Source organism: Pseudomonas sp. Z4-7, assembly GCF_051131965.1.
GTDB lineage: Bacteria > Pseudomonadota > Gammaproteobacteria > Pseudomonadales > Pseudomonadaceae > Aquipseudomonas.
The window spans coordinates 5,095,247-5,107,176 of record NZ_CP071642.1; the positions used below are offsets into that span (position 1 = coordinate 5,095,247).

Below are 11,930 nucleotides of genomic sequence, written 5' to 3' on the forward strand. Positions count from 1 at the left end.
AGACACAGCTATAGAAATCCACGCCAAATCAGAAGTTCAGCACGATTCACATAATTTTCACGTTTTTTTACAGAACGAAGCTTCGCACAATGCCAGACGAATTCCATAGCATCGGTAGGATTTTTCTTAAATGTATCGGATCAGCGCTACTCCAGAATTGAGTTTCGCTGGCAGGCCCGTCAGCCAGTAGCGCCCGCTCCGCCAACAAGCGCTGGAGTTGCCGGGCCACGGCGGCGCCCGTATCGATCAGACTGATATGGGCGGGAATCATCTGTTTGAGCAACGGCTTGAGGAATGGATAGTGCGTACAGCCAAGGATCAGTGTGTCGCAGCCAGCCGCCAGCAACGGGTTGACGTAGCCTTGTAGCAGTTGGTGCAAGGCCGAACTGTGCAGGTCGCCCGCCTCGATCAATTCCACCAGTCCTGGACAGGGCTGCGTGATCACGCGGACATCCGTGGCGAAGCGGTCGAGCAACGCGGCAAATTTGGCGCTCTGCAAGGTGCCAGTCGTTGCCAGCACGCCAACGATGCCGCTTCGCGTCGCGGCGGCAGCCGGCTTGACCGCCGGCTCCATACCAACGATGGGCCAATCGGGGTAGTCGCGACGCAGGTCAGCCACCCCGGCAACTGTCGCGGTGTTGCAGGCCACCACCAGCGCCTTGGCGCCCTCGCGCTGGAAAAAATCGGCAATGACCGCGCAGCGCTGCCGGATGAATTCCGGGCTTTTTTCGCCATAGGGGATATGCCCGCAGTCGCCAACGTACAGCAGCGACTCATTGGGCAACAGCCGACGGATTTCCCCCAGCACCGACAGCCCGCCGACACCCGAGTCGAACACACCGACCGGCGCCTCACGCATGCCGGTTACCGCAGACACCGCAGCACGGATCGCGCTTGACGCGTAGTTCGCGAAAACGCGTGCCCAGGGCATCGATCAGCAGCAGGCGCCCCACCAGGGGCTCACCGAAACCCGCCAGCAACTTCAAGGCTTCCAGCGCCTGGAGACTGCCTACCAAACCCACCAGCGGCCCGAGCACACCGGCTTCGCTGCAGGTCAGTTCGGCTTCGCTGCCGTGACCGTAAAGGCAGTGGTAACAAGGACTTTCAGGGCGACGTGGGTCGAATACCGACAGTTGCCCTTCCAGGCGAATCGCTGCGCCGCTGACCAGGGGCTTGGCGGCGGTGACACACGCCGCATTCACCGCTTCGCGGGTAGCAAAGTTGTCGGAACAGTCGAGAACCACATCCACCGCCGCCACCGCGCCGGCCAGGGAGTCTTCATCCATGGCGGTCGAATGGGAAACCAGGCGAACCTCGGGATTGATGGCGGTCAGGCGACGCACCGCCGAATCGACCTTGGTGAGGCCGACGCTATCGGTGTCGTGAATGATCTGTCGCTGAAGGTTGGTCAGGTCGACCGTGTCGAAATCCGCCAGGTGCAACTCGCCGACGCCAGCGGCGACCAGGTACAACGCCACCGGGGCGCCCAGGCCACCGAGGCCGATGATCAATACGCGGCCCTGCTTGAGGCGCAGCTGCCCATCGATGTCGATGTGCTGCAACAGAATCTGGCGACTGTAGCGCAGCAGTTCTTGATCATTCAGCACGGCAGGCGTCCCAGGCTGATGCGTTCGTGATTACCCAGATCCTTGCGACTGTGGACTTCGGCAAACCCTTGCTTTTGCAACAGACCACGCACCGCCTCGGCCTGGTCATAACCGTGCTCCAGCATCAGCCAGCCGCCTGCCCCGAGATGATCGGGGGCCTGGGCGATGATTGCACGCAAGTCGTCGAGACCGTCCGCCCCCGCCACCAGCGCACTGGCCGGCTCGAAGCGCACATCGCCCTCGGCCAGGTGCGGATCGCTGGCGGCTATATAAGGCGGGTTGCTGATGATCAGGTCGAAACGCTCGCCTTCCAGGGCGCTGAACCAGTGACTGCTGAGCACCGTGACATTGCGCAGGCCCAGGCGCTGGCGATTGCGCTCGGCCAGGGCCACGGCTTCCAGCACCCGGTCGACCGCCGTGATGTTCCAGGCCGGACGCTCGCTGGCCAGCGCCAGGGCAATCGCGCCGCTGCCGGTGCCAAGGTCGAGGACCCGGGCGGGCGTGGCTGGCAACAATGCCAGTGCGGTCTCGACCAGCAGTTCAGTGTCGGGTCGGGGGATCAGCGTATGGGGCGCGACTTCCAGGTCGAGCTTCCAGAAACCCTGCTGCCCGAGAATATAAGCCACCGGCTCGCCGGAGCGACGGCGACGCAAGTATTCGGAAAACAACAGCGCCGCCTCGCTCGGCACGATTCGCTCGGGCCAGGTGTGCAGGAAACTGCGGGATTTGCCCAGGGCGGCGGCCAGCAACAGCTCGGCGTCCAGTCGTGGACTGGGCGAATCCGGCAATTGCGCGGCGCGAAGCAAGCTGGCGATGATGGTCATGGGTTTACCTCTGCTTACTCGCCAATCGCGGCCAGCTGGTCGGCCTGGTATTCAGCGAGCAAGGGCTCGATGACGGCGTCGACACCACCTGCAAGAATTTCGTCGAGGGAATACAGGGTCAGGTTGACACGGTGGTCGGTGACCCGGCCCTGGGCAAAGTTGTAGGTACGGATCCGCTCGGAACGGTCGCCCGAGCCCACCAGCAACTTGCGTTCGCTGGCGATGGCATTGGCGGCGGCGCTGGTCTGCTGGTCGTTGAGCTTGGCCGACAACCAGGCCATCGCCCGCGCCCGGTTCTTGTGCTGGGAGCGCTCTTCCTGGCACTCCACCACGATGCCCGAAGGCAAGTGCGTGATGCGAATCGCCGAGTCGGTCTTATTCACGTGCTGGCCGCCCGCGCCGGAAGACCGGTAGGTGTCGACGCGCAGGTCCGCCGGGTTGATCTCGATGGCTTCCTGTTCGTCCGGCTCGGGCAAGACCGCCACGGTGCAGGCGGACGTATGGATGCGCCCCTGGGATTCGGTGGCCGGCACGCGTTGTACGCGGTGGGCGCCGGACTCGAACTTCAACTTGCCATAGACGTTATCGCCCTCGACCCGGGCGATAACTTCTTTATAGCCACCGTGTTCGCCTTCGTTTTCCGAGAGGATCTCGACCCGCCAGCCGCGACGCTCGGCGTAGCGCGAATACATGCGGAACAGGTCGCCGGAAAAGATCGCCGCCTCGTCGCCGCCAGTGCCGGCGCGGATTTCGAGGAACACGTTGCGCCCGTCGTTCGGGTCCTTGGGCAACAGCATGCGTTGCAGGTTGCTTTCCAGCTCGACCAGTTGCTCCTTGGCTTCGCGAACTTCTTCCACGGCCATCTCGCGCAGGTCCGGATCGCTGTCCTTGAGCAGCGCCTGGGCGCCCTCAAGGTCGCTCTGCACCTTGAGCAACTGCTTGTAGGTCGCAACGATCGGCTCGACTTCCGCGTACTCCTTGGAGTAGGTGCGAAATTTATTCTGGTCGGAAATGACTTCGCCATCGCCCAGCAAGGCGGTCAGTTCCTCGAAACGGTCCTGGAGAATATCCAGCTTATTGAGCAGTGACGCTTTCATTGCGGTTTTTTATCCGATAAGCCATCCGGTGAAGCTTCACCGAGGGCGAAAAGTTCCTGGGCCATGGCCAGCGCATCGAGGCGGCCTTCGGCGGTCAGCTTCTTGAGCTGGACACTGGGCGCGTGAAGCAATTTGTTGGTCAGGCCACGCGCCAGTTGCACCAACACCTCTTCGGCGCTGCCGCCGTTGGCCAGCAGGCGCTGGGCCTTTTGCAATTCTTCGTCGCGCAGCCGCTCGCTTTGCTGACGATACGCTTTGAGCACATCCACCGCCGCCAGCTCGCGCAGGCGCACCATGAAGTCCTCGGCGCCAACGGTGATCATTTCCTCCGCCGCCTGGGCCGCGCCCTGACGGCTCTTGAGGTTCTCGGCGACGACTTCGTGCAGGTCATCGACACTGTAGAGGTAAACGTCGTCGAGTTCGCCCACTTCCGGCTCGATATCGCGGGGAACGGCGATGTCGACCATGAAGATCGGCTTGTGCTTGCGCAGCTTCAGGGCACTTTCCACCGCGCCCTTGCCGAGGATCGGCAGTTGGCTGGCGGTGGAGCTGATGACGATGTCGCTGTGCACCAGCTCGGCGGGAATGTCCGAGAGCAGCACTGCATGAGCGCCGAACTGCTCGGCCAGGGTGCTGGCGCGCTCCAGGGTGCGGTTGGCGACCACGATGCGCTTCACGCCGAGGTCGTGCAGGTGCCGGGCGACCAGGGTAATGGTCTCGCCCGCGCCGATCAGCAGCGCCTGGCTGCGTTGCAAATCACTGAAAATCTGTTTCGCCAGGCTGACGGCGGCGAACGCCACGGACACCGGGTTTTCGCCAATGGCAGTGTCGGTGCGTACTTGCTTGGCGGCATTGAAGGTGGCCTGGAACAGACGTCCCAGCAGCGGGCCAACCGTTCCGGCCTCGCGGGCCACGGCGTAGGCCGATTTCATCTGGCCGAGAATCTGCGGTTCGCCCAGCACCAGCGAATCGAGCCCGGAGGCGACGCGCATCATGTGACGAACTGCCGCATCGTCCTCATGCACATAGGCACTGGCGCGCAGTTCTTCAAGGCTCAGATCATGGTATTGGGCCAGCCAGCGCAGCACCGAATCGGCCGAAACGTGATCCTGCTCTATATAAAGCTCACTGCGATTGCAGGTGGAGAGAATCGCAGCTTCTCGGCTGTCGGTGAGTCGGCAGAGCTGCTGCAGGGCCTCCACCAGCTGCTCAGGCGTAAAGGCCACGCGCTCGCGGACGTCTACTGAAGCAGTCTTGTGGTTGATACCAAGTGCAAGGAAGGCCATTCAAGGTCGCTGGTGGTGACGTGAAGCCGGCAATTGTCCTACTTCGTCAGATTCAGAACAACCACCACCGACTATTGTCACAATTACCTGTGCCTATGAGGCATCCACCGAGACTCGGTTATGTTTGGCCGATGGCTTGTGTCATGATGATCCGACCGCAGGTTAGTCGCCCTCTTCCTATATGAATAGATCTTTCGCGTTGCTCCTCGCTTTTGCCTTCCTCGGCGGCTGCCAGTCCATGGCCCCCGTCTCGACGGACGGTACGCCACCGGTCGAAGACAGCACCCCGGCCCCCGAAAAGCCCAAGGTCTACGGATCGTTCAGCGAAGAAACCATCTTCAGCCTGTTGAGCGCCGAACTGGCCGGCCAGCGCAATCGCTTCGATATTGCCTTGGACAACTATGTGACCCAGGCCGTCAACACCCAGGACCCGGGCATCTCCGAGCGGGCCTTTCGCATCGCCGAATACCTGGGGGCCGACCAGCCCGCGCTGGATACGGCGCTGATCTGGGCCAGGAACGCACCCGACGATCTCGAAGCGCAACGCGCCGCCGCCGTGCAACTGGCGCGCGCGGGCCGTTACGACGATTCCATGATGTATATGGAGAAAGTCCTGCTGGGCAAGGGCGATACCCATTTCGATTTCCTCGCGCTGTCTGCGGCCGATACCGACCAGGAAACCCGCGACGGCCTGATGAAGAGTTTCGACCGCCTGCTGCAGCGTCACCCGAACAACGGGCAGCTGATTTTCGGCAAGGCCTTGCTCTTGCAACAGAACGGCGACTCCCAGGGTGCCCTCACGCTGCTGGAGGACAACCCGCCGGAACCCGGCGAAGTGGCGCCTATCCTGTTGCGCGCCCGCCTTTTGCAAAGCATGAATCGCGGCGATGAAGCCCTGCCGCTGATGGAAAAAAGCATCAAGAAATACCCGGACGACAAACGCCTGCGCCTCACCTACGCACGCATGCTGGTGGAAAACAACCGCATGGACGACGCCAAGGTCGAATTCTCCAGTCTGGTTCAGCAGTACCCTGACGACGACGACCTGCGCTATTCCCTGGCGTTGGTCTGCCTGGAAGCCAAGGCCTGGGAAGAAGCCAAGGGCTATCTGGAGGACCTGATCGCCCGCGAAAGCCACGTCGATTCGGCCCACCTGAACCTGGGGCGCATCGCCGAAGAACGCAACGACCCCGAAAGCGCGCTGATCGAGTACGCCCAGGTCGGCCCGGGTAACGACTACCTGCCCGCGCAACTGCGCCAGGCCGACATCCTGATCGGCAATGGTCGGGCGGCCGAGGCCCAGAGTCGCCTGGCCATCCAGCGCGACACCCAGCCGGACTACGGCATCCAGCTCTACCTGATCGAGGCCGAGACCCTGGCGGCGAACAACCAGAGCGACAAAGCCTGGGCCGTGCTGCAACAAGCCTTGAAGCAATACCCGGACGACCTGAACCTGTTGTATACCCGATCCATGCTGGCGGAAAAACGCAATGACCTGGCCCAGATGGAAAAGGACCTGCGTCTGATCATCCAGCGTGATCCCGACAACGCCATGGCGCTCAACGCCCTCGGCTACACCTTGTCGGATCGCACCACCCGCTACGATGAAGCCAAGGTGCTGATCGAGAAAGCCCATCAGATCAATCCGGAAGACCCTGCTGTGCTCGACAGCCTTGGCTGGGTGAATTTCCGTCTGGGCAATCTCGACGAAGCCGAACGCCTGTTGCGCCAGGCCCTGGAGCGCTTCCCCGACCAGGAAGTCGCCGCTCACCTGGGTGAAGTCCTGTGGGCCAACGGCAAACAGCGCGAAGCCCGGCAGATCTGGAGCAAATTCCTCAAGGAACAGCCCGACAGCCCGATTCTGCGCAGCACCATCAAACGCCTGACCGGATCAGAGACTCTTTAAGCCATGTTTTTGCGCCACTTCATCGTCTTCAGCTTCATCGCCCTGCTCGCCGGTTGCGCGGGCTTCGGCGCCCGCGAGTCCGTCCAGGGCCAAGGCAACCAGGCCCAGTGGCGCGTGCACAAGGAACAACTGAGCGGCCTCGACGGCTGGCAGATCGACGGCAAGATCGGCATTCGTGCGCCTAAAGACTCGGGCAGCGGCACCTTGTTCTGGTTGCAGCGCCAGGATTACTACGACATTCGCCTTTCCGGCCCGCTGGGTCGTGGCGCGGCACGGCTGACCGGCAGGCCAGGCCAGGTTTCGCTGGAAGTCGCCAACCAGGGACGCTACGAGGCGCCCAGCCCCGAGGCGTTGCTGGAAGAACAGCTGGGCTGGAAACTGCCGGTATCGCACCTCACTTGGTGGGTTCGCGGCCTTCCGGCGCCGGACAGCAAAAGCCGCCTGACCCTGGATGCCGACAGTCGCCTGTCCAATCTGGAACAGGATGACTGGCAGATCGAATACCTCAGCTATGCCCGGCAGAACGGTTACTGGTTGCCCGAGCGCATCAAGCTGCACGGCAGCAACCTCGACGTCACGCTGGTCATCAAGCAATGGCAGCCGCGCAAGCTGGGGCAATGACATGAGCGCAACACGCCTGACGCTGCCCTCCCCGGCCAAGCTCAACCTGATGCTGCATATCCTCGGCCGGCGTCCGGACGGTTACCACGAATTGCAGACGATTTTTCAGTTCCTCGACTACGGCGACGAGATCACCTTTGCCGTACGCGATGACGGCGTGATCCATCTTCACACCGAGTTCGACGGCGTACCCCATGACAGCAACCTGATCGTCAAGGCCGCGAAAAAACTCCAGGAGCAATCCGGTTGTTCGCTGGGCATCGACATCTGGATCGAAAAAATCCTGCCCATGGGCGGCGGTATCGGTGGCGGCAGTTCGAATGCGGCGACGACTCTGCTGGGCCTAAACCATTTGTGGCAGCTTGGCTGGGACCTGGATCGCCTGGCAGCGCTGGGCCTGACACTGGGCGCCGACGTACCGGTTTTCGTGCGTGGCCACGCGGCTTTTGCCGAGGGCGTCGGGGAAAAACTCACCCCGGTGGAACCCGAAGAACCCTGGTATCTGGTACTGGTGCCGCAAGTATCTGTAAGTACAGCAGAAATTTTTTCAGATCCGCTGTTGACACGTAACTCGGAGCCCATTAAAGTGCGCCCCGTTCCCAAGGGAAACAGTCGAAATGACTGCTTACCGGTGGTAGCAAGGCGTTATCCAGATGTTCGTAATGCTTTGAATTTGCTAAGTAAATTTACCGAAGCAAAACTCACCGGAACTGGAAGTTGTGTGTTTGGGGGCTTCCCAAGCAAAGCTGAAGCTGATAAAGTCTCGGCCCTTCTGACAGAGACCCTTACAGGGTTTGTAGCAAAGGGAAGCAACGTTTCGATGTTGCATCGCAAGCTGCAAAGTCTGCTCTAAAAGGAATCGAGTGCTGGGCACTCGCAGCAACAGATACAGGGGCGTCGCCAAGCGGTAAGGCAGCAGGTTTTGATCCTGCCATGCGTTGGTTCGAATCCAGCCGCCCCTGCCATTTTCCTATACTCATCCAGGTATACCCTCAGCCTTCAGGTACTGCGCGTGTCCAAGATGATGGTCTTTACGGGGAACGCTAACCCCGATCTGGCTCGGCGTGTAGTACGTCAGCTGCATATCCCTCTCGGTGACATTTCTGTCGGTAAGTTCTCCGACGGCGAAATCACTGCCGAGATCAATGAAAACGTTCGCGGTAAAGACGTCTTCATTATTCAGCCGACTTGCGCTCCGACCAACGATAACCTGATGGAACTCGTCGTGATGGCTGATGCCTTCCGCCGCTCCTCGGCTACTCGTATTACTGCTGTTATTCCTTACTTTGGTTATGCCCGTCAGGATCGCCGTCCGCGGTCCGCACGTGTGGCTATCAGCGCGAAAGTCGTCGCCGATATGCTCACCGTGGTCGGCATCGATCGTGTACTCACGGTCGATCTGCATGCTGACCAGATCCAGGGCTTCTTCGATATTCCCGTGGACAACATCTACGGCTCCCCGGTCCTGGTGGATGACATTGAAGATCAGCGCTTCGAAAACCTGATGATCGTGTCCCCGGATATCGGCGGCGTCGTGCGTGCACGGGCTGTTGCCAAATCCCTGGGCGTGGATCTGGGTATCATCGACAAACGCCGTGAGAAGGCCAATCACTCCGAAGTGATGCACATCATCGGCGACGTCGAAGGGCGCACCTGTATTCTGGTCGATGACATGGTCGATACCGCCGGCACCCTGTGCCACGCGGCCAAGGCCCTGAAAGAGCATGGCGCTGCCAAGGTCTTTGCCTACTGCACACACCCTGTGCTGTCGGGTCGAGCGATCGAAAACATTGAAAATTCCGTGCTGGACGAGCTGGTGGTAACCAATACCATCCCGCTGTCCGCTGCAGCACAAGCCTGTGCGCGTATCCGTCAACTGGATATCGCGCCGGTAGTTGCCGAGGCGGTTCGCCGCATCAGCAATGAAGAATCGATCAGTGCGATGTTCCGTTAAGGGCCCTGCCCTTTCCAGGATGTCTCGTTGACGAAAAGCGCCCCGCCCCGGCATCACCTGTCGGGGCGGGGCTTTTTTGCCCATACCGTGCCTGGCGCTGGTCGCAAACGCCACTCGGTCATGGCTATTTTGGAGATACAACATGAACGATTTTACTCTGAATGCTGAAGTGCGTTCCGACCTGGGGAAAGGTGCGAGCCGCCGCCTGCGTCGTCTCGCAAGCCTGGTTCCAGCTGTAGTCTACGGTGGCGACAAAGCCCCTGAGTCCATCAGCATGCTGGCCAAAGAAGTTGCCAAACTGCTCGAAAACGAAGCGGCCTACAGCCACATCATCGAGCTGAACGTTGGTGGCACCAAGCAAAACGTCGTGATCAAAGCCCTGCAGCGTCACCCGGCCAAAGGCCACGTGATGCACGCTGACTTCGTCCGCGTTGTTGCCGGTCAGAAGCTGACTGCTGTTGTTCCAGTGCACTTCATCAACGAAGCTGCTCCGGTCAAGAAAGGCGGCGAGATCTCGCACGTGACTTCCGAACTGGAAGTTTCCTGCCTGCCGAAAGACCTGCCTGAATTCATCGAAGTCGACCTGGCTGACGCCGAAATCGGCACGATCATTCACCTGTCCGACCTCAAGGCCCCTAAAGGCGTTGAGTTTGTTGCCCTGGCTCACGGTGATGACAAGGCTGTTGCCAACGTCCACGCTCCACGTGTTGCTCCAGAAGCTACTGAAGAAGGCGCTGCAGAGTAATTTCACTCTGTCGCCGGGGTGACCGGAAACATCGCGGACTGGAACGTAGCGAGACAACGGGCAAGAACGCGAAGTTTACTTAACGGTAGATCCGCAATTTTCGTTCGTTGTCGCCATACACCTGACCGCGACATGTTATCCACACTCCAGGAAGGGCCCCTATCGTGACTGCCATCAAACTGATCGTTGGCCTGGGAAATCCAGGCGCTGAATACGAACAGACCCGGCATAACGCAGGGGCCCTTTTTGTTGAGCGCATCGCGCACGCCCAAGGCGTCAGCCTGGCTGCCGATCGCAAATATTTCGGCCTGACCGGGCGCTTCTCGCATCAAGGTCAGGATGTTCGCCTGTTGATTCCCACCACCTACATGAACCGCAGCGGCCAGGCCGTGGCGGCATTGGCCGGTTTCTTTCGCATCAAGCCTGAAGAAATCCTGGTGGCCCACGACGAACTCGATCTGCCTCCGGGCGTTGCCAAGCTCAAGCAGGGCGGCGGCCATGGCGGTCACAACGGGTTGCGCGACATCATCGCGCAACTGGGCAATCAGAATACGTTCTACCGCCTGCGGCTCGGCATTGGCCACCCGGGCGTTGCCAGTATGGTTTCAAACTTTGTCCTGGGTCGCGCGCCTCGCGCCGAACAGGAAAAACTCGATGCCAGCATCGATTTTGCCCTCGGCGTGCTGCCGGATATCCTCGCCGGTGAATGGAACCGTGCGATGAAAAACCTGCACAGCCAGAAGGCTTGACACTTATCCGAGGGGAAACACCATGGGATTCAATTGCGGCATCGTCGGCCTGCCTAACGTCGGCAAGTCCACCCTGTTCAACGCCCTGACCAAATCCGGGATCGCGGCCGAGAACTTCCCCTTCTGCACCATCGAGCCGAACAGCGGCATCGTGCCGATGCCCGACCCGCGCCTGGAGGCCCTGGCAGCCATCGTCAACCCCAAGCGCATCCTGCCGACCACCATGGAATTCGTCGATATCGCCGGCCTGGTGGCGGGCGCCTCGAAAGGTGAAGGCCTGGGCAACAAGTTCCTGGCGAACATCCGTGAAACTGATGCAATCGCCCACGTGGTGCGCTGCTTTGAAGACGAAAACGTGATTCACGTTTCCAACAGCGTCGACCCGAAACGCGACATCGAAATCATCGACCTGGAACTGATTTTTGCCGACCTCGACAGTTGCGAAAAACAACTGCAGAAAGTCGCTCGCAACGCCAAGGGTGGCGACAAGGACGCAGTAGTCCAGAAGGGCCTGCTTGAGCAGTTGATCGCCCACTTCACTGAAGGCAAACCTGCCCGCAGCCTGATGAAGAACATGAGCACCGATGAAAAACTGGTGATCAAGGGCTTCCACCTGCTGACCACCAAGCCGGTCATGTACATCGCCAACGTCGCTGAAGACGGTTTCGAGAACAACCCGCATCTGGACGTGGTCAAGGCCATCGCCGAAGAAGAAGGTGCCATGGTCGTTCCGGTCTGCAACAAGATCGAAGCGGAAATCGCCGAGCTGGACGACGGTGAAGAGAAGGATATGTTCCTCGAGGCCCTGGGCCTGGAAGAGCCTGGCCTGAACCGCGTGATCCGCGCCGGCTACGAAATGCTTCACCTGCAGACCTACTTCACCGCCGGTGTCGAAGAAGTCCGCGCCTGGACCGTTCGTGTTGGCGCGACCGCCCCGCAAGCCGCCGGCGTGATCCACACCGACTTCGAAAAAGGCTTCATCCGCGCTGAAGTCATCGCCTACTCGGATTTCATCCAGTACAAGGGCGAAGCCGGTGCCAAGGAAGCCGGTAAATGGCGCTTGGAAGGCAAGGAATACATCGTCAAGGATGGCGACGTGATGCACTTCCGCTTCAACGTTTGAAATAAAAAAAACACCGCG

12 protein-coding genes and 1 tRNA gene are annotated in these 11,930 nt (G+C 60.4%); 8 read left to right on the forward strand and 5 right to left on the reverse strand.

Annotated elements, in window-relative coordinates; translation table 11 throughout:
* Positions 1-67 precede the first annotated feature (67 nt).
* Genes murI through hemA form a run of 5 tightly spaced genes read right to left on the reverse strand, consistent with a single transcriptional unit; the run spans position 68 to position 4,814 of the window.
* On the reverse strand, positions 68-859 hold the full coding sequence (gene murI / locus J3P91_RS22860) for a glutamate racemase (protein WP_434601829.1): 792 nt from the start codon (positions 857-859) through the stop codon (positions 68-70).
* Entirely contained in the window at positions 852-1,607 is a 756-nt protein-coding gene (locus J3P91_RS22865) for a molybdopterin-synthase adenylyltransferase MoeB (RefSeq protein ID WP_434601830.1), read from the reverse strand. Before J3P91_RS22865 ends, murI begins: the two co-directional genes overlap by 8 nt.
* Complete coding sequence (gene prmC, locus J3P91_RS22870; RefSeq protein WP_434601831.1) at positions 1,601-2,431, reverse strand: peptide chain release factor N(5)-glutamine methyltransferase; 831 nt, start codon at positions 2,429-2,431, stop codon at positions 1,601-1,603. The genes J3P91_RS22865 and prmC overlap by 7 nt, the downstream gene beginning before the upstream one ends.
* 14 nt (positions 2,432-2,445) lie before the next feature.
* Positions 2,446-3,528: a peptide chain release factor 1 gene (gene prfA / locus J3P91_RS22875; protein WP_305498846.1), complete on the reverse strand. Its 1,083-nt coding sequence runs from the start codon at positions 3,526-3,528 to the stop codon at positions 2,446-2,448.
* Positions 3,525-4,814 carry a glutamyl-tRNA reductase gene (gene hemA, locus J3P91_RS22880; RefSeq protein WP_305498845.1) on the reverse strand — a complete coding sequence of 430 codons (1,290 nt, stop codon included), beginning with the start codon at positions 4,812-4,814 and terminating at the stop codon, positions 3,525-3,527. The genes prfA and hemA overlap by 4 nt, the downstream gene beginning before the upstream one ends.
* A 181-nt stretch (positions 4,815-4,995) precedes the next feature.
* Between hemA and J3P91_RS22885 the strand changes: the two genes are divergently transcribed.
* From J3P91_RS22885 to ychF, 8 genes are all read left to right on the forward strand, one after another.
* Positions 4,996-6,720, forward strand: coding sequence for a tetratricopeptide repeat protein (locus tag J3P91_RS22885; RefSeq protein ID WP_434601832.1), 1,725 nt, complete (start codon positions 4,996-4,998; stop codon positions 6,718-6,720).
* A gap of 3 nt (positions 6,721-6,723) precedes the next feature.
* A complete protein-coding gene (gene lolB / locus J3P91_RS22890) occupies positions 6,724-7,341 on the forward strand; it encodes a lipoprotein insertase outer membrane protein LolB (RefSeq protein ID WP_434601833.1) in 618 nt (205 codons plus the stop codon).
* Position 7,342: 1 nt separating this feature from the next.
* Positions 7,343-8,194 (forward strand): 4-(cytidine 5'-diphospho)-2-C-methyl-D-erythritol kinase, encoded by an 852-nt coding sequence (gene ispE / locus J3P91_RS22895; protein ID WP_434601834.1) that lies wholly within the window; start codon positions 7,343-7,345, stop codon positions 8,192-8,194.
* A gap of 37 nt (positions 8,195-8,231) precedes the next feature.
* Positions 8,232-8,306, forward strand: a tRNA-Gln gene (locus tag J3P91_RS22900).
* Positions 8,307-8,353: 47 nt separating this feature from the next.
* Positions 8,354-9,295 carry a ribose-phosphate pyrophosphokinase gene (locus J3P91_RS22905; RefSeq protein WP_003171603.1) on the forward strand — a complete coding sequence of 314 codons (942 nt, stop codon included), beginning with the start codon at positions 8,354-8,356 and terminating at the stop codon, positions 9,293-9,295.
* A gap of 142 nt (positions 9,296-9,437) precedes the next feature.
* Entirely contained in the window at positions 9,438-10,040 is a 603-nt protein-coding gene (locus tag J3P91_RS22910) for a 50S ribosomal protein L25/general stress protein Ctc (RefSeq protein WP_186612429.1), read from the forward strand.
* A gap of 164 nt (positions 10,041-10,204) precedes the next feature.
* Positions 10,205-10,789, forward strand: a complete 585-nt coding sequence (gene pth / locus J3P91_RS22915) for an aminoacyl-tRNA hydrolase (RefSeq protein WP_047735973.1) — start codon at positions 10,205-10,207, stop codon at positions 10,787-10,789.
* Between the two features lie 22 nt (positions 10,790-10,811).
* The gene (gene ychF / locus J3P91_RS22920) at positions 10,812-11,912 is read left to right on the forward strand and encodes a redox-regulated ATPase YchF (RefSeq protein ID WP_060740647.1); all 1,101 of its coding nucleotides are present in this window, start codon (positions 10,812-10,814) and stop codon (positions 11,910-11,912) included.
* Positions 11,913-11,930: the final 18 nt, after the last annotated feature.